We start from the raw sequence: 22179 nt of genomic DNA, 5'->3' as shown, positions 1-22179 counted from the left end.
ATGAATCTCTCCAGATTGCTATTAACATTTCCGTAACGCAATAACGTGGTGCATAGGATTTTGTTATGGCTCAGTGTGCCTCTGCTGTTTCATGGCATACATTTTCCGATCGGCATTTTTCAACCACTGCTGAATATCGTTGCTGTTATGGTCGAACTCACTCAAGCCCCAGGAGAAATGCAGCGACCAGGGGTGCAGTTGACGCGCGTTATAGCTCTCTACCTGTTCGATCAAATACTGCATCGCTATCCAGGCGCCCTGCTCATCCGTATCGGCAAACAGCACCGCGAACTCGTCGCCACCAAAGCGCACCAGCAGGTCAGCCTCGCGGAAAGAGGCCTGCATGAGGGAAGCCATCGCTTTCAATGCCTTGTCGCCCTCCTCGTGGCCATAACGATCGTTGATCTCTTTAAAACGATCGAGATCCAGCCATCCCAGGGTTAACGGCTCCGCCCGACGTCTGGCAACAGAAAGGGTGAAGCGAACAAACTGGTTGAACCCGCGGCGATTGTATAAACCGGTGAGTTCGTCGGTGGTTGCCGCGCTGACTGCGGCAAATTCATCTTCCGCCAGCGCGCCCAGGTCCCCTAATACGGCGAGATCCGCCGCGGAAAACTCACGTGGCGCGAAATCGATAAGGCACAGAGACCCAACGCTCGCCCCGTCACGTAAGCGCAGCGGAAAACCCGCGTAGAAGCGAACCCTTGGGTCGCCTGCCACCAGCGGGTTATCGGCAAAACGGTCGTCCTGAAGCATATCACTCACCACCAGCGGCGCTTCGCTGAGGATCGTGTGACCACAAAAAGAGATATTGCGCGGAACGGTGTCAGGCGCCTGACCATCGGCGGATTTCACAATAAGTGAATGTTCATCAATGAGATTGACCATCGCCAGCGGCACCTGGAAAAAACGTTTAGCCAGACGCGTCAGTCGGTCAAATGCCACGGAATTGTCGATCTCAAGAAGGCCGGACTCGCGCAGCGAGTTCAGGCGTTCTGTTTCATTAGCGGGGGTTACAGGTGCTTTCATAACGTCTCCTGACGCTTTGCGTTATTAAAAGCGTAGCTTAAACAGAGACATTGTCAGTGTGCGAATATTCTGTTCTTGCCTTCACGCTTGGCATGGTAAAGGGCACTATCGGCGGCCTGCAGCCAGTCGGCCACGCTGCTTGTGTCTCGCGTTGCGCAGGCGATACCGATACTGAGGGTGCAATGCACGGCCTCTTGTGCCACATCCTTCATTACTGCCGCCGCGTCCATAATGCGGGTAGCCACAATCTGGGCCTCATCCACGCTGGTATCCGGGAGCAAAATGACAAATTCGTCGCCCCCCAGACGCGCTGGGGTATCCGTAGGGCGTGTGGCCAGATGCAGGATGTTCGATACCGTCGCCAGCATCGCGTCGCCCACCTTATGGCCAAAGCGGTCATTTACATCTTTAAAGTTGTCGATATCAATAAACATCAAAGCAGATTCACGGCACGTCTGACGAAGTTTATTCAGTTCATGATCGATACGTGTTTCCAGCAGACGACGGTTGGCGATATCCAGCAGCGGATCCATCATGGCGATCCGCTCCAGCTCGCGGCTTTTTATCCGCAAACGCCGCGCAATACTGTCGGTCAGCATGCTCATGGCCAGCAGATAAATAGCGATCAGCGGTAAGGTTGCAAACATTGTTCGCTGGGAAACGTACCCGTCTACCGGCATCCCCTGCGTCAGCCAGGTCACCAGGAATACGCCCAGCATCAGGGCGGCGGCCTTTTTCAGCAGTGTAAAACCGCCTGCAGAAAGCCTGTCAGAAAGCAAAATGGTCGCAATCACAACCGACGTTAGCGGGTTAACCGCCATCATCGCGATCCAAAAGCCCCCCGCGCCTGCATCCAGCACCAGGTGCTGGTGCTCGGTCGTCAGGGGCGTCGGTGAACGACGTGCCCGCAGCCAGGCCACCGTTGGCCAAATAAAGGCATTCGCTCCTAGCAGGATCATCAGCCAGACCGAGCGATGGTGTTCAATCAATACGGACAGGACAGGAAAAAAACAGAGAAATGTGCCGAGTAAACGCATCAGATACATACGTTTGACAAACCGACGACCGGGAAAGCCAGGCTTGGGACTGAGTTTGTCTGTGGCATTCATACTAAGATTTTTCCGATATGTTTCTTGCGGTATCTTATTGAGCTTAAAAATACCTAGCAAGCAATTTATCTTTTAATCATATATATCAAGGCCGCATTCTCCCTGTATGGGTATGAACAACTGGAAAATTCCACGCCCGCGTCATGCATTCATTTGTATGACCAGCCAGTGATGGATCACGGTGACGATATAGTGCTGCTGCTGCCCAGTAAGCTCGACATCCTGCGGGATGTTGTGCCATTTTGCCAGGCAGCCACGACAGCACGTGGCGGTGGCGTGCTGAGCAATAAACACAGGATGCCCGCGCATCGGCGTTTGCTTGCCGTCATTCGCGGGATGGGCCGGGGCAAGGCGCTGAGCAACAAAATCCGCCGCATGGCGATCGATGGTCTCAGCCCCTTTTTCCCAACAGTATTGCCGCTCTTTCGGTCCCAGTCGAAAGCGCGACCGAAACGTTGAACGCGACAGGCGGGCAAATAACGGATCCAGGTTCGACATCAGTAAACCGAGCGCCCCAACCGTTGGGTCAGTCTCTCCAGTGCCGCCACGCCTGCCAGTGAATTTCCCGTTTCATCGAGTTCCGGGCTCCAGACGGCAATTGCCATCTCGTGGGGAACGATGGCCACGACTCCGCCGCCCACGCCGGATTTCGCCGGTAAACCGACACGCCAGGCGAATTCACCGGCATTCTGATACATCCCGCTGGTTGCCATCAGGGCGTTCACCTGACGGGCCTGCATCGGCGACACCACCTCCTGATCGAGATGCGGTGCATGCCCCTGATGCGCGAGGAACAGAAACGTTTGCGCCAGTTCAATACAGTTCATTTCAAGCGCACAGTAATGGAAGTAGTTTTGCAGAACCGTCGCCACATCGTTGTGGAAATTGCCAAAGGATTTCATCAGCCAGGCTATCGCCGCATTGCGCGCCGAGTGTTCAAACTCAGAGCGCGCGACCACCGGATTGTAGGCAATGCTCTGCACGCCAGAAAGCTGGCGCACGATTTCGAGCATCCGCTGGCGAGGCGCGCTGAGACGGCTTTGCAGCATATCGCACACCACCAGCGCTCCGGCATTGATAAAAGGATTACGCGGTTTACCCTGCTCCATTTCAAGCTGCAGCAGCGAGTTAAACGGCTGGCCAGAGGGATCTTTACCCACGCGCTGCCAGATCTCGTCTTCTTCATACTGACGCATTGCCGCCACCAGGCTCAGCACTTTTGAGATGGACTGAATCGAGAATCGCTCGGTGGCGTCACCGGCCTGGAAACGCTGTCCGTCTACCGTGCATATAGCGATGCCCAGCTTAGTACCGCTGACAGAGGCCAGCGCCGGAATATAGTCGGCAACCTTCCCCTTTCCGATTAACGGACGGACCTGCGCCAGAATATCGTCCAGCATCTCATTATGGATAACCGCAGCCACACTTTGCTCCTTGCCCTCAGGCTAAAACGGGCTGCGAGTATAACAGAGGCTTATATATTGCGTCAGGCAGGAAGACGAAAACGCGAGACGGCTTCCAGCAAATTATCGGACTCCTGATGCAAACGCGCAGAGGCATCCGACGCGTCAGACACCAGCGCATCCGTCTGACGCGACACCTGATTCAGGGCGTGAAGCTGGCGAGTCATCTGATGAATACTCTCCCCCTGGCTCAGCGTGGCGGCGGAGATGTCATTTAGTAGGCTGCTTAAATTCGCCACCAGTCCGGTAACCTGCTGCAGGTTATCTTCCAGCCGGTTAACCGCTTTTGAGCCATCATGAATACCCTGCAAAGAGTGATTGATCAGTTCCTGAATGGTCTGCGTAGAATGACTGCTTTTGCGCGCCAGCAGCCCCACCTCACGGGCGACCACGGCAAAGCCGCGCCCCTGATTGCCCGCGTGTGCCGCTTCAATGGCCGCGTTCAGGGCGAGAATATTGGTCTGGAACGCCACGCTGTCGATCATGGCGACGATCCCGCGCATCTCTGAGGATCGGTCAACGATCGCCTGCATGGAGGCATTCACCGTCGACATCATCTGGTCGCCGCCTGCCGCAGCATGACGCGCCTCATCCGCGCGGGCGCTGGCGAGTTTCGCATAGCCGGTGTTGCCTTCAACATGCATTTCCAGCGCGGCGATATTCGCCGTGACATCCTCAAGCTCTTTCGCCTGACGTACCGACTGCTGAAACAGCTTCTGATTCCCCTGCGCCAGGGAGCCAATGTTCTCGACCATTGAAGTCGTGGCGTGGCTGACCTGCGATACCAGCTTCTGTAGCCCATGCTGCAGGGTATTTACACTGCCGCTGAGCTGGTCAATCTCCCGGTTGAAGCAGGCAATATCTGGCGGTGTACCGGACAGATCGCCCGCTGCAAGCTGGTTGATATGTGCAATCAACCGACGCAGCGGCGTAATGACCCACCTCGCCATCCCGAACCAGACCAGAATGGCAATCGCCAGCAGGACAACGGGCGCAAACAGGAATAGCCTTTGCAGATCCGAAAGCTGCGCCACCAGCGTCTGCCGCCCCTGTATGGCCTGTTTCTCGCTCAGCTGCTGGTAACGCGCATAGTTATCGTTGAAGTCAGTCTGAAAAGCCTGAGCGGGAACAGCAAAAAAAGCATCAATGGAATTCGTTTTAATCAACCCTTCCGCCTGCTCTTTAATGGCACCGTAGAAAAGCTGATAGCTGTTCACCAGCGCCTCGTCTTTCGCCGGATGGAGTGCCAGCCACGCCGTCCATGCCTGATGAGAGTCGTCAAGCGCCTTTTGCGCCTCGTCCATCAGACTGTGCCAGCTCCCTTCCGAGCCGGTCTCTTTATCCTGCATAAACCAGACGCCGGAGCGATTAAGCAGATCGCTTGCGGCCAGCAGGGAAACGCGCGCCTGATCCAGTTTGCCCTGCTGCTGATACGCCAGCTGGTTATGCTGTTCGTTGCGCTGGGCATCTTTCAGAGAGGCGGTGAGCAGAAGCGTGCAGGAGAGTTGCAGTGCGGAGAAAAGCCCAATAATACAAAAAATGCCGGCCAGCAGACCAAATTGACGGGGGATGAGGCGCTGCGCAATACGGCGAAAAATTTGCGTTAGGTTCATAATTTTCTTCTGTAACAATACGTTAGACGCGAGCGAGTCTACGAAACGAAAATGACAGAACCATTGCAGAATAATGACAACGGCCCTCGTAATGAGGGCCGAAATAACAGGCGGGCGATAAATTACACGCGATCCTTCCAGACCGTCTGCACGTTGCAGAACTCGTGCAAGCCGAAATGTGAAAGCTCGCGACCGAAGCCGCTCTTCTTCACGCCGCCAAAGGCCACCCGGGCATCGCTGGCGCTGTAGCCATTGATAAACACCCCGCCGCACTCCAGCTCGCGGGAGAATTTTTCCGCCAGCGCGTCGTTCGCGGTAAAGACCGTGGCAGACAGACCAAAATCACTGTCGTTAGCCAGCGCTAAGGCATGGTCCGCATCCCTGGCAATCGTGATTGCCGCCACCGGGCCAAACAGCTCCTGGCGGAACGCGGTCATGTTCGGGGTGACGTTGCCGAGCACGGTTGGCGCGTAGTAGTTGCCCTCCCCAGCCAGTTTTTCTCCGCCCAACAGCAGGGTCGCCCCTTCTGCCAGCGTCGCCTGCACCTGCTGATCCAGTTCATCACGCAGATCGAAGCGCGCCATCGGGCCAAGATAGTTCTCTTCCGTCTCCGGCGAACCCATCTTCAGGGCCGCGACCGCATCGACAAAGCGTTGGGTAAAGGCATCAACCACGCCCGCTTCAACGATAAAACGCTTCGCCGCCGCGCAAACCTGCCCGGTATTTTGATAACGTCCCGCCACTGCGGCTTTCACCGCCAGATCCAGATCGGCATCGTCCAGGACGATGAAGGGATCGGAACCGCCCAGCTCCAGCACGCATTTTTTAAGCGCCGCGCCCGCCTGAGCGCCAATTGCCGCCCCGGCACGTACGCTGCCGGTGACGGTAATTGCAGCGATGCGGTGGTCGTTAATGGCCTGGCTGACGCCGTCGTTGGTGGCGTTTACCCAGCCAAACACGCCCTGAGGAAAACCGGCATCAGCAAAAATCTGCGCAATCAGATCTGCGGAGCCGAGCACGTTCGGGGCGTGCTTCAGCAGATAGCTGTTCCCCGCCAGCAGAATGGGGACCGCGCCTCGCAGCACCTGCCAGAGCGGGAAGTTCCACGGCATTACCGCCAGAATCGGCCCCAGCGGGCGGTACTCGATGACCGCGTTGTGATTCTCGACCTGCGTAGGTTCAGCATTCAGCATTGCCGGTCCATGTTCGGCATACCAGTCGCACAGACTGGCGGATTTAGCCACCTCCGCGCGCGCCTGCAGAATGGGTTTGCCCATTTCGCGGGACATCATCCGCGCCATCTCTTCACTGCGTTTACGCAAAGCGGCGCCCAGATCGCGCAGCTTCTGTGCGCGATGGGAAACGCTTTCGCGACGCCACTGGCGAAAGCCCGCATCGGCCTGGGCAATGGCGCGTTCGACATCGTCGGCTGTCGCCCAGGGATACGTGCCCAGGGTTTCGCCCGTCGCCGGGTTTACAGAGCGTGCATGAGTAGCAGATGAAAGGGTCATGATGTTCTCCTCGCAATAACAGTTGATTCATTGTGGCCCACTCTGCTATTTCTTAAAAATGAATAATAATGACCACCTTATTCACGAATCGAGAACGCTATGGACTTAACTCAGCTTGAAATGTTTAACGCCGTCGCGCTAACCGGCAGCATCACTCAGGCGGCGCAGAAGGTGCATCGTGTGCCGTCGAACCTGACCACCCGCATCCGCCAGCTTGAAGCGGATCTCGGTGTCGAGCTGTTTATCCGAGAGAACCAGCGCTTGCGCTTATCGCCAGCCGGGCATAATTTTCTGCGCTACAGCAGGCAGATCCTGGCGCTGGTAGACGAGGCGCGGATGGTTGTCGCCGGGGACGAACCGCAGGGGCTGTTTGCCCTCGGCGCGCTGGAGAGCACAGCCGCCGTGCGCATCCCGGAGAGTCTGGCACAGTTTAACCAGCGCTATCCGCGCATTCAGTTTGCGCTGTCCACCGGGCCATCCGGGACGATGATTGATGGGGTACTGGAAGGCACCTTGAGCGCCGCATTTGTTGACGGGCCGCTATCCCATCCGGAGCTGGAAGGGATGCCGGTTTATCGGGAAGAGATGATGCTGGTGACGCCCGCCGGGCACGTTGAAGTCTCAAAAGCCACCCAGGTCAGCGGCAGCGATGTTTACGCTTTTCGCGCGAACTGCTCCTATCGCCGACATCTTGAAAGCTGGTTTCATGCCGACAGAGCCACGCCGGGGCGTATTCATGAGATGGAGTCGTATCACGGCATGCTCGCCTGCGTGATTGCCGGGGCGGGCATCGCATTAATGCCCCGATCGATGCTGGAGAGCATGCCGGGGCACCATCAGGTTGAAGCGTGGCCGCTGGCGGAAAACTGGCGCTGGCTCACCACCTGGCTGGTGTGGCGGCGCGGGGCGATGACTCGCCAGCTTGAAGCCTTTATAGAGCTGCTAAACGAACGTCAACCACCAGCGCCTTCTCCATAAACAGGCTTAGCGGATCTTCAACGTACGGGGCAAACGCCGGCCGCAGTTCGTATCCGCACTGCTGATACAGACGGATAGCGGCATGCTGTTTGATCCCCGTTTCCAGCCGGAGGGTATGGCAATCCCGGCTCAGGGCCTCATCCTCAAGGGCGGCCAGCAGCTTTTCCCCAAGATGCTGCCCACGGTGGGTCGGGTCGATATACACCCGCTTCATCTCTCCCGTGCCGTCACCGTTCAGCACCACGGCACCACACCCGACGGCGTTGAGCTGTTGGTCGCGAATAATCATCAAAATCAGCGACGCGTCCGGCAGATCGGCCAAATCGAGCAGGTGGTTGCTTTCTGCGGGGTAAAGTTCGCTCTGATAGCGGTCAAGGGCAGCAATCAGAGTGAGGATGTCCGGATGACGGGCAGATTCAGAGGTGATGGAATACATGGCAGGCTCCTTGCTATTTTTCTTTTAACATAGCGCAGCCCTGCCATTGTGTTTCATAGCGTTAACTTATATCGCTATCAGCTAGCGCAAAAAGATCCGCCCTTTCAAATACAGCGTCGCCTGTCCGCCAATCAGCACGCGATCACCCTTCAATTCGCAGCGCAGATCCCCGCCGCGGGCTGACACCTGACGGGCATTCATGGAGGTTTTACCCAGCTTTTCGCTCCAGTACGGAATCAGCATGCTGTGCGCCGATCCCGTCACCGGATCTTCCGGCACGCCTTCACCCGGACAGAAGAAGCGGCTGACAAAGTCATACGAGTCCCCCGGCGCCGTGACGCAGACCATTTTATCCAGCGGGATCATTGCCGCGATATCCGGCGTTAAGGCTTCCACCTGCTGCTGGCTTTCCAGCACCACCATGTAATCGCGCCCAGCGCGGACCTCTTTCGCGCCGCTAATGCCCAGCGCGCTGAAGAGTAACGCGGGCGGATTGTCGACAACCTCCGTCGACCATGCCGGGAAATTGAGCGTCAGCCAGTCCCCGTTGCGTTTCACCGTCAGGTCGCCAACAAAACGCGTTGAGAAGGTGATTTCGGTATGCGGGTAGTCGAGATATTCAAAAATGACGTGGGACGCCGCCAGCGTGGCATGTCCGCAGAGGTTAATTTCATCAAGCGTGGTAAACCAGCGCAACTCAAAGCCGCTATCCGTACGCACGAAGAAGGCCGTTTCCGACTGGTTATGCTGCTTCGCCATGTTGAGCAGCGTCTCGTCCGGGAGCCACTCTTCCAGCGGGCAAACCGCCGCCGCATTGCCACCGAACGCCCTGTCGCTGAAGGCATCTACCAGATAAAAATCTATTTCCTGCATGGTCTCTTCCTCTTTTTTCTAGCGCAGAAATACTGTGCCTTTCAGATAAAGTGATGCCTGGCCGCTCATCATCACCCGCGAACCTTTCAGTTCACAGCGCACATCGCCGCCGCGGGCCGACACCTGACGCGCAAACAGCGTCGTTTTCCCCAGCGTTTCACTCCAGTAAGGAATGAGCATCGTATGCGCAGAGCCGGTGACAGGATCTTCAGGTACGGCAACGCCCGGTGAGAAGAAACGGCTGACGAAGTCGTACTCACCCTCTCCTCCACGCGCGGTGACGGCAACTTTATGTTCACCTGGCGTCATGGCGGAATAATTCGGCGTCACGGCTTCAACCTGCTCGCGATTTTCCAGTACCACCACCCAGGCGCGCCCCTTTCGGGCCTCAACGTAGTGGTTGATCCCCAATGCCGCGAGCATCTCTGGCGGCGGCGTCGATTCCTGCGTCGGACAGGCCGGGAAATCGAGTGTAATCCAGTCACCTTCCCGGCTGACCGTCAGGCGGCCCGAGGCGGTCTCAAAGTGAATGCGCGAGTCCGGGTAGTCCAGCTCGTTAAACAGCACATACGCAGCGGCAAGCGTCGCGTGTCCACAGAGATTGACCTCGGTTAAGGTGGTAAACCAGCGCAGCTCAATCCCACCTTTACCGCACACGAAGAATGCGGTTTCGGACTGGTTATGCTGCTGCGCCATGTTGAGTAGCGTCTCATCCGGTAGCCATGCGTTAAGCGGACAAACCGCCGCCGGATTGCCACCAAATGAGGTATCACTGAACGCATCTACCAGATAAAAATCAATCTCCTGCATCGACTTACCGCCTGTTATCGTTATGTTGTTCTTTATCTTCACGGAAAACCTCGCCCGCCGCTACCGCTGTGACACGGTAAATTTTGTGATTAAGGTCACATTATGGTTGAGTTTTCGCCGTTTAACGCTTTAAGATCGTCTCCTCATCGTTAATCAATCCCAGACATCGCTATGACAACAAACACGGTTTCCCGCAGGGTCGCGTGGCTACGTGTGGTCACGCTCGCCATCGCTGCGTTTATTTTTAATACCACTGAATTTGTGCCGGTTGGGCTGCTGTCTGACATAGCCGACAGCTTCCAGATAGAGACGGCGCAGGTGGGCATTATGTTGACCATCTACGCCTGGGTGGTCGCGCTAATGTCGCTGCCGTTTATGCTGCTGACCAGCCAGATGGAGCGGCGAAAGCTGCTGATTGGCCTGTTCGTGGTCTTTATCGCCAGCCATGTGCTGTCGTTTATGGCGTGGAATTTTACGGTGCTGGTCATTAGCCGCATCGGTATTGCCTTTGCCCATGCGGTGTTCTGGTCGATCACCGCGTCGCTCGCTATTCGCCTGGCTCCGGCGGGGAAACGCGCGCAGGCGCTGAGCCTGATTGCCACCGGTACCGCGCTGGCGATGGTGCTCGGCCTGCCGATTGGCCGCATCGTTGGGCAATACTTCGGCTGGCGCACCACCTTCTTTGCCATCGGCATGGGGGCGCTGATCACGCTGGTCTGCCTCATCAAGCTGCTGCCAAAACTGCCGAGCGAACATTCCGGCTCGCTGAAAAGCCTGCCGCTGTTGATGCGACGCCCTGCGCTGCTGAGCATTTATTTGCTTACGGTGATTGTGGTGACAGCCCACTACACGGCCTACAGCTACATTGAGCCGTTTGTGCAGGTTGTTGCGGGCTTTAGCGCCAACTTCGCCACGGTTCTGCTGCTGATTCTGGGCGGCGCGGGCATTGTCGGCAGTATTCTGTTTGGTAAGCTCGGCAACCAGCACGCGTCAACGCTGGTGAGCAGCGCCATTGGCCTGCTGCTGGCCTGCCTGCTGTTGCTGATGCCTGCCGCGGGTAGCGAAAGCCATCTGGCGATCCTCAGCCTGTTCTGGGGTGTAGCAATCATGATTATCGGTCTGGGCATGCAGGTGAAAGTGCTGGCGCTGGCACCGGATGCTACGGACGTCGCGATGTCGCTCTTCTCAGGGATTTTCAATCTGGGGATTGGGGCGGGCGCGCTGCTGGGAAATCAGATTAGCCTGCACGTGTCGATGTCGGCAATTGGCTATCTGGGGGCAATCCCTGCACTTGTGGCGCTTATCTGGTCGCTACTTATCTTCCGTAAATGGCCGGTAGCGCTCGAGGAACAGGGTCAACACGGGTGAGGTTTGTTTGTGCCGGGGGGCGGCTTCGCCTTACCCGGCCTACAAAACCCGTAGGCCCGTGCAAGCGAAGCGCCGCCGGGCAAGACATCAATGATAGGTCTTAATAATTTCCAGCACGCCGTTAATAATAAACTGCACGCCCATGCACACCAGCAGGAAGCCCATCAGGCGTGAAATCGCTTCAATACCGCCCTTGCCCACCCAGCGCATAATCGCGCCTGAACTACGCAGGGACGCCCACACGATAATACCGATAAGCGCGAAAATCAGCGGCGGCGCAACCGTCAGCACCCAGTCCGGGAACGTTGAGCTGTCACGCACCGTTGAGGCGGAACTGATGATCATCGCAATTGTACCCGGCCCCGCCGTGCTCGGCATCGCTAACGGCACAAAGGCGATATTCGCGCTGGGCTCTGTTTCCAGCTCTTCGGATTTGCTGGCCGCTTCCGGTGATTCATGCGCTTTTTGCGCGGGGAACAGCATACGGAATCCGATAAAGGCCACAATCAGCCCCCCGGCGATACGCAGGCCGGGAATCGAGATCCCAAAGGTGTTCATCACCAGTTGTCCTGCATAGTAGGCCACCATCATGATGGCAAACACATAGACAGAGGCCATCATCGACTGATGATTGCGCTCTGCGCTGTTCATGTTCCCTGCCAGCCCCAGAAAAAGCGCCACCGTCGTTAACGGGTTCGCCAGCGGCAGCAACACCACCAGCCCGAGGCCAATTGCTTTAATCAAATCCAACATAATGCGTCGTTGTCCTTATCCATATTCATCACCGCAATTATAGGGTGAAAGTGTGACCTTCAGCCATTATCACAACGTAACCATTATTTTCTCACTGCAATGATAACCCTGCGTTATGTATATGATTTGAAAGCACTCAAAAAAAGTTCATGAAACGTTTTAGCAATTCGTGGCATCCGCCGATTCATTCAGTTGACTTATACTTGCCTGAGCAATAATATCTGCCGTGACTAAACTACTTGCCAGGGCAACCATTGTGAAAAGCACCAGCGATCTCTTTAACGACATCATTCCACTGGGCCGTCTTATTCACATGGTTAACCAAAAAAAAGATCGCCTGCTCAACGACTATCTGTCACCGCTGGATATCACCGCAACACAGTTCAAAGTGCTGTGTTCCATTCGCTGCGAAGTGTGTATCACGCCGGTTGAGCTGAAAAAGGTGCTCTCTGTCGATCTGGGTGCGTTAACCCGCATGCTGGATCGTCTCGTCTGCAAAGGATGGATAGAACGAAGCCCTAACCCGAATGACAAACGCGGCGTGCTGATCAAACTGACCAGCGACGGCGCGGCCATGTGTGAGCAATGTCATCAACTCGTAGGACAAACACTGCATCAGGAACTAACAAAAAACTTAACGGCAGATGAAGTGGCAACGCTTGAGCTTTTGCTTAAGAAAATACTGCCGTAAACAGAAAAAGAGGTATGACGATGTCCAGACGCAATACTGACGCTATCACCATTCATAGCATTTTGGACTGGATCGAGGACAACCTGGAATCGCCGCTCTCCCTTGAAAAAGTGTCAGAGCGTTCAGGTTACTCAAAATGGCACCTGCAACGGATGTTCAAAAAAGAGACCGGTCATTCATTAGGTCAATATATTCGCAGCCGCAAGCTGACGGAAATTGCCCAAAAACTGAAAGAAAGCAATGAGCCGATCCTTTATCTGGCGGAGCGTTACGGATTTGAATCGCAACAAACCCTGACGCGCACGTTTAAGAACTACTTTGATGTGCCGCCTCATAAGTATCGTATCACCAGCATGCCGGGTGAATCCCGATATCTCTATCCGTTAAAACACTGTAGTTAAACAACGCCTGTAAAGACGTACCGAGGAAATCATGAAAGTTACCGTCTCCGCCGCCCTCGCCTTGCTGGTGCTATTTTCCAGCCAGACCTTCGCGGAGCAAACGCCCAGTGCAACGCAGCAAAATAATCGTGACTCGATGATTTTGCCGTCAGCACATGACCAGTCACCTTTTGATTTCAATCATATGGGTGCCGGCAGCGACAAATCCGACGAATTAGGCGTGCCGTATTACAATCAGCACGGCTTCTGATTCGTTTTGCCCCGCAACCGCGGGGCTTTTTTGTGCCCTAATTCCTGACTCGCGTCGCCCGACGCACGCGCAAACCAAACACGTTAATGTAGAGTCCGCCCATGATCAGCACCGCGCCAAAGAGCTGCAGCGCGCTGAGTTTTTCATCAAGCAGCAACGCTGCGCTGGCCAGCCCCACCACGGGTACCAGCAGAGACAGCGGCGCCACCCGCCAGGTTTCATAGCGCCCCAGCAACGAACCCCAAATGCCATAGCCGATAATCGTGGCGACGAACGCCAGATAAATCAGCGACAGGATGGTTGTGAGATCGATCTCGACCAGGCTTTTCAGCATCAGGTCCGGGCCGTCCAGAATAAACGATGCCGCCAGAAACGGGATAACAGGGATAAGCGCACTCCATACCACCAGAGACATCACCGCCGGACGCGCTTCATGCTGCATAATCAGTTTGTTGAAGATGTTCCCGCAGGCCCAGCTCAGCCCCGCCGCCAGCGTGAGCATAAAGCCCAGCAGGGCCACATGCTGGCCGTTCAGGCTGGCTTCAATCAGCACCAGCACGCCAAACACCGCCAGCGTGATCCCCGCCAGCTGCTTACCCTGTAAACGTTCGCCAAATACAAACGCGCCGAGAATAATGGTAAAGAACGCCTGCGCCTGCAGAACCAGCGAGGCCAGACCGGCGGGCATGCCGAACTTAATGGCGCAGAAGAGAAACGCAAATTGACCAAAACTGATGGTCAGGCCGTAGCCCAACAGCAATTTCAACGGGATTTTTGGACGCGCCACGAAAAATAGCGCCGGGAAGGCCACCAGCATAAAACGTAATCCGGCCAGCATCAGCGGGGGCATATTATGTAACCCCAGCTTGATGACCACAAAATTCAGCCCCCACACTACGACCACCAACAACGCCAGTAGCCCGTCTTTACGCGTCATACCCTGCCCCTGAATTATTAATAATTTGTTAACACTTCAAGGTAACAGAAAAAATAGCGCCACGAGAAGATCATTAATTCTGGCAGTCAGGCGAAGCACTTAGGGATAAATTAGGCGCTATACAAGCCCCTTATGTCGTGATACTCCTTTTATAACACAACAAAAAAAGCATAAGCATTTGTCGGGCAGGAATATGAAACCATCTCTCAGGCGCTCTACCGCAGCGCTGCTGGCATCGTCATTGTTATTAACAATTGGTCGAGGGGCAACGCTGCCGTTTATGACCATTTATCTCACGCGCGCGTATAGCATGAGCGTCGAGAATATCGGTTATTCGCTGACCATTGCGCTGACCATTGGCGTCGTGTTCAGCTTAGGGTTTGGCATTCTGGCCGATAAGTTTGATAAAAAGCGCTATATGCTAATCGCCATTGTGGCGTTTATTGCGGGCTTTGTGGCCATTCCGCTGGTTAATAACGTCACGCTGGTGGTCCTGTTTTTTGCGCTGATCAACTGCGCCTACTCAGTTTTTTCAACGGTACTCAAAGCCTGGTTTGCCGATGTGCTGACCTCAAGCGAAAAAGCCCGCGTCTTCTCGCTGAACTACAGCTTCCTGAACATCGGCTGGACGATCGGCCCACCGCTTGGGACCCTGCTGGTGATGTACAGCCTGCAGCTCCCGTTCTGGCTGGCGGCCTTTTGCGCCGCACTGCCGCTCGGCTTTATCCATTTCTTTGTACAGAAAAGCGTGGCGTTAGATGCCGCTGAAGAAAAGGCGCCATGGCAGCCGTCGGTATTGCTGAAGGACCGCGCGCTGTTCTGGTACACGCTGTCCGGCCTGCTCGCGTCATACGTCGGCGGATCGTTTGCGACCTGCATTTCGCAATACGTTCTGGCCGCGCATGCAGACAGTGATTTCGCCGAAAAGGTGGTGGCCGTGGTGCTCCCCGTCAACGCCGCCGTGGTGGTGACGCTGCAATACGCCCTCGGGCGTAAAATTTCAGCCACCAACATTCGCCCGCTGATGACCGTGGCCACCCTGTTTTTCATCGTGGGTCTGGGCGGGTTTATGCTCTCCGGTGAAAACCTGGTTTACTGGGGCATCGCTGCCGCGATCTTTACCCTCGGGGAGATTATCTATGCGCCGGGCGAATATATGCTGATCGACAACATCGCCCCGCCGGGAATGAAGGCGAGCTATTTCTCCGCCCAGGCGCTGGGCTGGCTGGGCGCGGCGGCGAACCCGATGATTACCGGGCTCATCCTGACCCATCTGCCGCACTGGTCGTTGTTTGTGATTATGATGGCCGCCATCGTCATTGCGTGGCTGATGATTTTGCGCGGGATGAGCGTGAAAAATGAAGATACCGTGTCGGGTGGCGCTACGCTTACCCGACCTACAAAACCCTAATCGTAGGCCGGGTAAGGCGTAGCCGCCACCCGGCAGCAACAATAACAGCAAAAGCAACAGACTAGTGGTGCAACATCTCTTCCACCACCTGCTCTTTGTACATCTCGTTCGGGTAATACGTCGGCCAGTTATCCATCTCTTTCAGCAGCGCCTCGTGGGAGGTGTTGCCCATAAAGAGATGGAAGTGTGAAGAGGCTTTCGGCCCAATGATATGATCGCTGAACTGAACAAACTTCGGCGCCTTGCTGCTGGCATCCTTACACTCAAACAGATAGCGAACGCCTTTTTTCCCCGAGGAGTAGGTCAGGATTTTGTAGCCGCTGTAGTCATAGTGACAGCGGCTTACCGTTTCCCCTTTGTGAAATTCCATCACGTTATTTTCGATGCCGATAGATCCCACGTCCGTCGCGTAGCCCGTCCGGTAATAGGCTTTCACCGCCTCAACGGATTTGTGGTCCTTCTCGGCTTTCTTCTTAAACACCGGATCGAGTGAACCGTCCAACAGGAACGGATAGACGGATTGCCAGGTACCGTCCCAGTCAGACAGCGTTCTGTCCTTCACGTCTTTATCCTCAAACACGCCGTTCGCCGCCTTCTGTTCCGCCTCGGTCATCTGGTGACCGTGCGAATGGGCAAACAGCTGGCCGCTGACCAGCAGCGCCCCCAGAGTCATGGCAATCTTCCCAATATGTGTAGCCAAAACAAAACCCTCATTCCGTTTTATAAGAATGATGATGTTATATTATAACATTTCAGATCGCAACCAGACCTCTAACGCCCTCCTGCTCCATATTTTCGCCACGCCCTTGCTGAATAATGGTGCCGCGCGACATCAGCAGATAGCTGTCGGCCAGCTCGGCGGCAAAGTCGTAAAACTGTTCGACCAGCAGAATCGCCATATCGCCGCGATCTGCCAGCGAGCGGATCACCTGCCCAATCTCTTTGATGACCGATGGCTGGATGCCCTCCGTCGGCTCATCGAGGATCAGAAGCTGCGGACGGCTTGCCAGCGCGCGTCCAATCGCCAGCTGCTGCTGTTGCCCCCCGGAGAGATCGCCCCCGCGGCGGTGCTTCATCTCTTTTAACACCGGAAACAGCTGCCAGATCTCATCCGGCACCTGCTTCGCGTCGCGGGCGGAAAAGCGTGACAGCCCCAGCAGCAGATTCTCTTCGACGGTCAAGCGCGGGAAAATCTCGCGCCCCTGCGGAACATACGCCACGCCAGCGTGTACCCGCTGGTGTGGCTTGCTGTGGGTGATTTTTTTGCCCTGCCAGACGATTTCACCGCTTTTCGCCGGGATCAGCCCCATCAGGCACTTCAGCAGCGTGGTTTTACCGACGCCGTTGCGCCCTAAAAGACAGGTGACCTCGCCGCTGAGAGCCTGAAAGCTCACGCCGCGCAGAATATGGCTGCCGCCGTAGTATTGATTCAGTTCGTTAACCTGTAGCATCACGGCTCCTTAGCGTCCCAGATAGACTTCAATCACCTGCTCGTTGGCCTGTACCTCACGAAGTGAGCCTTCCGCCAGCACGCGCCCCTGATGCAGCACCGTCACCCTATCGGCGATGGTTTCCACAAACCCCATGTCATGTTCCACCACCATCAGAGAGTGTTTGCCCGCCAGCGTTCTGAACAGTTCTGCGGTGTATTCGGTTTCCGCGTCCGTCATTCCGGCGGCGGGCTCGTCCAGCAGCAGCAGGTGCGGATCCTGCACCAGCAGCATACCGATCTCCAGAAACTGTTTTTGCCCGTGAGAAAGCAGCCCGGCGCGGCGGTCGCGTTCGCTGCTGAGCCGCAGAAGCACCAGCATTTCATTAATGCGATCGACCTGTTCGCCGTTTAGCTTTGCCCGCAGGCTCGCCCAGACGGATTTGTCGGTTTTCATGGCGATTTCGAGGTTTTCCCACACCGTCAGCGCTTCAAAGACCGTGGGTTTCTGGAATTTACGCCCGATCCCCTGTCGGGCAATAGCGGCGGGATCGAGCAGGGTCAGATCGACAGACTGGTCATAGCGCGCTTTGCCGCTTTGAGGCCGCGTTTTGCCCGTGATGACGTCCATTAACGTCGTTTTGCCCGCGCCGTTAGGCCCAATCACGCAGCGCAGCTCACCCACGCCAATATTGAGCGAGAGATCCGTCAACGCCTGAAACCCGTCAAAATTGACGTTGATGGCCTCAAGCTGCAACACGGGATCGGTCTGTTCCCGGTAGCGGTCACCGGGCAGCTGTCGGGTGAATAATCCGTCAGATGGCTGCATTATTTCTCCCCCTTACGCAACAGGCCGTAGACGCCGCGCGGCAAGAACAGCGTGACGGCGATGAAAATCAGCCCCAGAAACAGCTGCCAGTATTCCGGCATCGCAACGGTGAAGAAGCTCTTGGCACCGTTCACCAGCGCCGCGCCAATCACCGGACCGACCAGCGTACCGCGCCCGCCCAGCGCCACCCAGATAGCAGCTTCAATCGAGTTGGTCGGCGACATTTCGCCGGGGTTGATAATGCCCACCTGCGGCACGTACAGCGCCCCCGCCAGACCGCACAGCACCGCGGAGAGCGTCCACACCAACAGCTTGAACCCGCGCGGATCGTAACCGCAGAACGTCAGGCGGTTTTCCGCGTCACGCACCGCCGTCAGGATGCGGCCAAACTTGCTTTTCGCCAGCGCAAATCCGGTGCCTAATGCCAGAATCAGCAGCAACACGGTCGCCAGAAACAGCGCGATACGCGTGGTCGTTTCCGTCACCGAAAACCCGAGCAGCGTGGTGAAGCCCGTAAAGCCGTTATTGCCGCCAAAACCGGTCTCGTTACGAAAGAACAGCAGCATGCCCGCGTAGGTCAGCGCCTGGGTCATGATGGAAAAATAGACCCCTTTGATTTTTGAGCGGAAGGCAAACCAGCCAAACACCAGCGCCAGTAATCCAGGCACCATCACAATCAGGACCAGCGCCCAGGCAAAGTGCTGGGTGCCCCACCAGAACCACGGCAGCTCGCTCCAGGAGAGAAAGGACATGAAGGAAGGCAGACCGTCACCCGCCGCCTGGCGCATCAGGTACATCCCCATCGCATAGCCGCCAAGGGCAAAGAAAATGCCGTGCCCCAGCGAGAGCATGCCCGCGTATCCCCACACCAGATCGAGCGCAACGGCCACGATGGCATAGCAGAGGATCTTGCCAACCAGCGTCAGCGTCCAGGTCGATAGCCCCAGGGGATGCGTGGCGGGCAGCAGCGCGAAGAACGGTAAGATCAGCAGACACGTCACGAGCAGGCTGCCCGCAATCTGAGTCGTGCGCGGCGCTTTACGCGCCATCGTTAAGGTAAGTGGCTGGCTCATCAGTCAGTAACCCTCCCTTTTAAGGCAAAGAGCCCCTGTGGGCGTTTCTGAATAAACAGAATGATCGCCACCAGAATCAGGATCTTGCCCAGTACCGCACCCATCTGCGGTTCGAGAATTTTGTTGAAAATCCCCAGGCCAAACGCCGCCGCCACGCTACCGGCCAGCTGGCCCACGCCGCCCAGCACCACCACCAGGAACGAGTCGATGATGTAGCCCTGGCCCAGCTCCGGCCCCACGTTCCCCAGTTGGGAAAGCGCCACGCCGCCCAGACCGGCAATGCCGGACCCGAGCCCAAACGCCAGCATGTCGATGCGCCCGGTAGGCACCCCGCAGCAGGCAGCCATGCTGCGGTTTTGCGTCACCGCGCGGACGTTCAGGCCAAGACGGGTTTTGTTCAGAATCAGCCAGGTGAAGAACAGCACCAGCAGCACAAAGCCCAGCACCACAATGCGGTTCCACGGCAGCGTCAGGTTGGCGAACACCTGCACGCCTCCGGAGAGCCAGGCCGGGTTTGCCACCTCCAGGTTTTGCGCCCCGAACGTCATGCGCACCAGCTGGATAAGCATCAGGCTGATCCCCCATGTCGCCAGCAGCGTTTCCAGTGGACGTCCATAAAGATGGCGGATCACCGTGCGCTCGAGAATCATCCCGATCCCCGCCGTCAGGCAAAACGCCACGGGCAGCGCGATAACCGGATAAAGCGCCAGCCACTGGGGAAGAAATTGCGCCATCACCTGCTGCACCATCCAGGTGGCATACGCCCCTAGCATCAGCATTTCACCGTGGGCCATGTTGATGACGCCAAGCAGGCCATAGGTGATCGCCAGCCCCAGCGCAGCCAGCAGCAGGACAGAGCCCAGCGAAAGCCCCATAAATGCCTGTCCGAGCAGATCGCCCCACATCAGACGGTGCTGAATGTGGCTCAGGCTCTCGGCGGCAGCCGCACGCACCTTCGCATCCGGCTCCGTCTGCGGTAGCGTAAACGGCGTGATTTTTGCCTGCACGTCCGGGTCGTCAGATTGACCCAGCAGTTCAACAGCCTGAAGACGGGTCTCTGCCTGAGGACTGTTCAGCTGGAGGTTCGCCAGCGCAAGCAGCAGCGACTGCCGCGTCACATCATCCGTTTCGAGACTGACCCGTTTTTGCAGAAATCCGAGCATATCTGGCTGGATATCCCGCTGGATCTGCCGGGCTGCGCCTCGCCTTTCGGTGACACTGTCACTTACAAGCTGATGCGTTGCCAGCGCGGTCGCGGCCAGCACGCGGAGCCGGTTGGTCAGGCGTACGGCTTTGGTTGGCCCTTCTGCCGCCATTGCCGTCCCGAGCGGCACCATTTCGCCGCCGTGTTTGGCAAAGGCATGCTTCTGGCCGTCGATAAACAGGCTTTCTGTTTGCAGCGCCTGGAGCAGCGGCATCCTTGCCGCATCCGGTGAAGCCGCCCACGCGGTCAGCATTGCTGCTTGCTGCGTGCGGTTAGCAGCAACGAAGTTATCGGCATCCGATGCCTGCGCCATCCCTGGCAGCAGTCCGGTAAGCCATACAAGAGCGATGAACATGCGCATGGCGTTCATGACGTTTCTCCCTGCGGTAATGGCTTAGTTGCTGGCGGTTTTCATCGGCTGGTCAGGCTTTTTGTCATTTCCGGCGATGAACGGGCTCCACGGCTGAGCGCGCACCGGTGCGTCGGTTTGCCACACCACGTTAAACTGGCCGTTACCTTCGATTTCCCCAATCATGACCGGCTTGTGCAGGTGGTGGTTGGTGGCATCCATGGTGAGCGTAAAACCAGACGGCGCTTTAAAGGACTGGCCCGCCATGGCGGCGCGCACTTTATCCACGTCGGTGGTGCCTGCCTTTTCGACAGCCTGCGCCCACATGTGAATGCCCACATAGGTCGCTTCCATCGGATCGTTGGTCACGACGGTATCGGCATTCGGCAGCTTGTGCGCTTTGGCGTAGGCTTTGTAGTCCGCCACGAAGGTCTGGTTAGTTGGGTTATCCACGGATTCGAAGTAGTTCCACGCCGCCAGGTTCCCCACCAGCGGTTTGGTGTCGATCCCACGCAGCTCTTCTTCGCCAACGGAGAACGCCACCACCGGCACGTCGGTGGCCTTCAGGCCCTGGTTAGCAAGCTCTTTGTAAAACGGCACGTTGGAATCGCCGTTGATGGTCGATACCACCGCCGTTTTGCCGCCTGCGGAGAATTTCTTAATGTTGGCTACGATGGTCTGGTAATCGCTGTGACCAAACGGGGTGTAAACCTCTTCAATGTCCTTATCCTCAATGCCTTTTGAGTGCAGGAAGGCACGCAGGATTTTGTTGGTCGTACGCGGATAGACATAGTCCGTGCCCAACAGGAAGAAGCGCTTAGCGCTGCCTCCGTCCTCGCTCATCAGGTACTCCACCGCCGGGATCGCCTGCTGGTTCGGCGCCGCGCCGGTATAGAATACGTTCGGCGACATCTCTTCGCCTTCGTACTGGACCGGGTAGAACAGCAGGCCGTTCAGCTCCTCAAACACCGGCAGCACGGATTTGCGCGACACCGACGTCCAGCAGCCGAACACCACCGCCACTTTATCCTGGCTGATGAGCTGACGGGCTTTCTCGGCAAACAGCGGCCAGTTTGACGCCGGGTCAACCACCACCGGCTCCAGTTTCTTGCCCAGCACGCCGCCTTTGGCGTTGATCTCATCAATCGTCATCAGGGCAACGTCTTTCAGGGGCGTCTCGGAGATCGCCATCGTGCCGGACAGCGAGTGCATAATCCCCACTTTGATGGTATCGGCAGCCTGCACGCCAAAACTCATTCCCATTGCGACCACGGAGGCCGACAGTGCAAAAGCTTTTAACAAGGTACGACGGTGCATATTTTCACTCCTGAAAAGAAAGCTGTGCGAAAGCGTCCGATACCGCAGGGACGCAGATAAACAAGGTGTCAGCTTCAGGAGAGCAAAAAGGATGCCAGAATGGAGAAAGCGGAATGACGGGAGATGGCGCGCGGGTTGTAAAGAGAACGACTCAGAATGAATCAGCGCTGCACTTTTATAATGCAGCGCTGGAGGAGGCTTACCAGACTTCGCTGGCGATCTGCGTCACCAGACGCACTTTGTCCCACTGCTGGGATTCGCTCAGGCTGTTGCCCTCTTCGGTGGAGGCAAAGCCGCACTGCGGGCTCAGGCAGATTTGCTCCTTCGCCACGTATTTCGCCGCTT

The 22179-nt window shown here is 56.6% G+C and carries 23 protein-coding genes and 1 pseudogene; 6 read left to right on the top strand and 18 right to left on the bottom strand.

Annotated features, from left to right (window positions below; translation table 11 throughout):
* Positions 1-63: 63 nt before the first annotated feature.
* The 6 genes from K5E19_RS03745 to sad all read right to left on the bottom strand — a co-directional run bounded on the left by K5E19_RS03745 (position 64) and on the right by sad (position 6725).
* Positions 64-1029, bottom strand: coding sequence for a sensor domain-containing diguanylate cyclase (locus tag K5E19_RS03745; protein ID WP_221550049.1), 966 nt, complete (start codon positions 1027-1029; stop codon positions 64-66).
* Positions 1030-1082: 53 nt separating this feature from the next.
* Entirely contained in the window at positions 1083-2075 is a 993-nt protein-coding gene (locus K5E19_RS03740; protein ID WP_221550492.1) for a sensor domain-containing diguanylate cyclase, read from the bottom strand.
* 204 nt (positions 2076-2279) lie between these two features.
* Positions 2280-2636 (bottom strand): DUF4186 domain-containing protein, encoded by a 357-nt coding sequence (locus K5E19_RS03735; protein ID WP_221550048.1) that lies wholly within the window; start codon positions 2634-2636, stop codon positions 2280-2282.
* The gene (glsB, locus tag K5E19_RS03730) at positions 2636-3562 is read right to left on the bottom strand and encodes a glutaminase B (RefSeq protein ID WP_221550047.1); all 927 of its coding nucleotides are present in this window, start codon (positions 3560-3562) and stop codon (positions 2636-2638) included. The genes K5E19_RS03735 and glsB overlap by 1 nt, the downstream gene beginning before the upstream one ends.
* Positions 3563-3624: 62 nt before the next feature.
* Complete coding sequence (locus tag K5E19_RS03725; protein ID WP_221550046.1) at positions 3625-5214, bottom strand: methyl-accepting chemotaxis protein; 1590 nt, start codon at positions 5212-5214, stop codon at positions 3625-3627.
* 122 nt (positions 5215-5336) lie between these two features.
* Positions 5337-6725: a succinate-semialdehyde dehydrogenase gene (gene sad, locus K5E19_RS03720; protein ID WP_221550045.1), complete on the bottom strand. Its 1389-nt coding sequence runs from the start codon at positions 6723-6725 to the stop codon at positions 5337-5339.
* A gap of 99 nt (positions 6726-6824) precedes the next feature.
* Between sad and ptrR the strand changes: the two genes are divergently transcribed.
* A complete protein-coding gene (ptrR, locus tag K5E19_RS03715) occupies positions 6825-7703 on the top strand; it encodes a putrescine utilization regulator PtrR (protein ID WP_221550044.1) in 879 nt (292 codons plus the stop codon).
* Here ptrR and K5E19_RS03710 read toward each other — a convergent pair.
* From K5E19_RS03710 to K5E19_RS03700, 3 genes are all read right to left on the bottom strand, one after another.
* A complete protein-coding gene (locus K5E19_RS03710) occupies positions 7657-8139 on the bottom strand; it encodes a GNAT family N-acetyltransferase (protein ID WP_221550043.1) in 483 nt (160 codons plus the stop codon). The genes ptrR and K5E19_RS03710 overlap by 47 nt on opposite strands.
* Positions 8140-8220: 81 nt before the next feature.
* The gene (locus K5E19_RS03705) at positions 8221-9012 is read right to left on the bottom strand and encodes a PhzF family phenazine biosynthesis protein (protein WP_221550042.1); all 792 of its coding nucleotides are present in this window, start codon (positions 9010-9012) and stop codon (positions 8221-8223) included.
* 18 nt (positions 9013-9030) lie between these two features.
* Complete coding sequence (locus K5E19_RS03700; protein WP_221550041.1) at positions 9031-9822, bottom strand: PhzF family phenazine biosynthesis protein; 792 nt, start codon at positions 9820-9822, stop codon at positions 9031-9033.
* Positions 9823-9993: 171 nt separating this feature from the next.
* Between K5E19_RS03700 and K5E19_RS03695 the strand changes: the two genes are divergently transcribed.
* Entirely contained in the window at positions 9994-11190 is a 1197-nt protein-coding gene (locus K5E19_RS03695; protein ID WP_221550040.1) for a sugar transporter, read from the top strand.
* 87 nt (positions 11191-11277) lie between these two features.
* On the opposite strand, the gene K5E19_RS03690 is transcribed toward K5E19_RS03695, so the two are convergent.
* Positions 11278-11943 carry a MarC family NAAT transporter gene (locus tag K5E19_RS03690; RefSeq protein WP_010431105.1) on the bottom strand — a complete coding sequence of 222 codons (666 nt, stop codon included), beginning with the start codon at positions 11941-11943 and terminating at the stop codon, positions 11278-11280.
* 256 nt (positions 11944-12199) lie between these two features.
* Here K5E19_RS03690 and marR point away from each other — a divergent pair, with 256 nt between their 5' ends.
* From marR to marB, 3 genes are read left to right on the top strand one after another with little or no spacing between them, the layout of a single operon-like run.
* Entirely contained in the window at positions 12200-12634 is a 435-nt protein-coding gene (gene marR, locus K5E19_RS03685) for a multiple antibiotic resistance transcriptional regulator MarR (RefSeq protein ID WP_010431103.1), read from the top strand.
* Positions 12635-12654: 20 nt separating this feature from the next.
* Positions 12655-13035 carry an MDR efflux pump AcrAB transcriptional activator MarA gene (gene marA / locus K5E19_RS03680; protein WP_001303241.1) on the top strand — a complete coding sequence of 127 codons (381 nt, stop codon included), beginning with the start codon at positions 12655-12657 and terminating at the stop codon, positions 13033-13035.
* Positions 13036-13066: 31 nt separating this feature from the next.
* Entirely contained in the window at positions 13067-13285 is a 219-nt protein-coding gene (gene marB / locus K5E19_RS03675) for a multiple antibiotic resistance protein MarB (RefSeq protein WP_221550039.1), read from the top strand.
* A 37-nt stretch (positions 13286-13322) separates the two neighbouring features.
* Here the strand turns inward: marB and eamA are convergent, their stop codons facing one another.
* Positions 13323-14222, bottom strand: a complete 900-nt coding sequence (eamA, locus tag K5E19_RS03670; protein WP_010431090.1) for an O-acetylserine/cysteine exporter — start codon at positions 14220-14222, stop codon at positions 13323-13325.
* A 193-nt stretch (positions 14223-14415) separates the two neighbouring features.
* Between eamA and ydeE the strand changes: the two genes are divergently transcribed.
* Entirely contained in the window at positions 14416-15633 is a 1218-nt protein-coding gene (ydeE, locus tag K5E19_RS03665) for an efflux MFS transporter YdeE (RefSeq protein WP_221550038.1), read from the top strand.
* Positions 15634-15694: 61 nt separating this feature from the next.
* Here the strand turns inward: ydeE and zinT are convergent, their stop codons facing one another.
* The 7 genes and pseudogenes from zinT to K5E19_RS03630 form a co-directional block, all read right to left on the bottom strand.
* Complete coding sequence (gene zinT / locus K5E19_RS03660; RefSeq protein ID WP_221550037.1) at positions 15695-16333, bottom strand: metal-binding protein ZinT; 639 nt, start codon at positions 16331-16333, stop codon at positions 15695-15697.
* Between the two features lie 52 nt (positions 16334-16385).
* On the bottom strand, positions 16386-17084 hold the full coding sequence (gene urtE, locus K5E19_RS03655; RefSeq protein ID WP_221550036.1) for an urea ABC transporter ATP-binding subunit UrtE: 699 nt from the start codon (positions 17082-17084) through the stop codon (positions 16386-16388).
* 9 nt (positions 17085-17093) lie between these two features.
* The gene (gene urtD / locus K5E19_RS03650; RefSeq protein ID WP_221550035.1) at positions 17094-17891 is read right to left on the bottom strand and encodes an urea ABC transporter ATP-binding protein UrtD; all 798 of its coding nucleotides are present in this window, start codon (positions 17889-17891) and stop codon (positions 17094-17096) included.
* The gene (gene urtC, locus K5E19_RS03645; protein WP_221550034.1) at positions 17891-18964 is read right to left on the bottom strand and encodes an urea ABC transporter permease subunit UrtC; all 1074 of its coding nucleotides are present in this window, start codon (positions 18962-18964) and stop codon (positions 17891-17893) included. Before urtC ends, urtD begins: the two co-directional genes overlap by 1 nt.
* Positions 18964-20538: an urea ABC transporter permease subunit UrtB gene (gene urtB, locus K5E19_RS03640; protein ID WP_221550033.1), complete on the bottom strand. Its 1575-nt coding sequence runs from the start codon at positions 20536-20538 to the stop codon at positions 18964-18966. The genes urtC and urtB overlap by 1 nt, the downstream gene beginning before the upstream one ends.
* A gap of 24 nt (positions 20539-20562) precedes the next feature.
* Positions 20563-21834, bottom strand: coding sequence for an urea ABC transporter substrate-binding protein (urtA, locus tag K5E19_RS03635; RefSeq protein ID WP_221550032.1), 1272 nt, complete (start codon positions 21832-21834; stop codon positions 20563-20565).
* 199 nt (positions 21835-22033) lie between these two features.
* Positions 22034-22179, bottom strand: a pseudogene (locus tag K5E19_RS03630) (5-methyltetrahydropteroyltriglutamate--homocysteine S-methyltransferase); the annotation flags it as partial.

It is taken from the genome of Enterobacter sp. RIT637, assembly GCF_019718755.1.
In the GTDB taxonomy this organism is placed as follows: domain Bacteria; phylum Pseudomonadota; class Gammaproteobacteria; order Enterobacterales; family Enterobacteriaceae; genus Enterobacter.
Note: the sequence above shows the minus strand (reverse complement) of the source record. Positions and strands in the feature narration are given on the sequence as shown.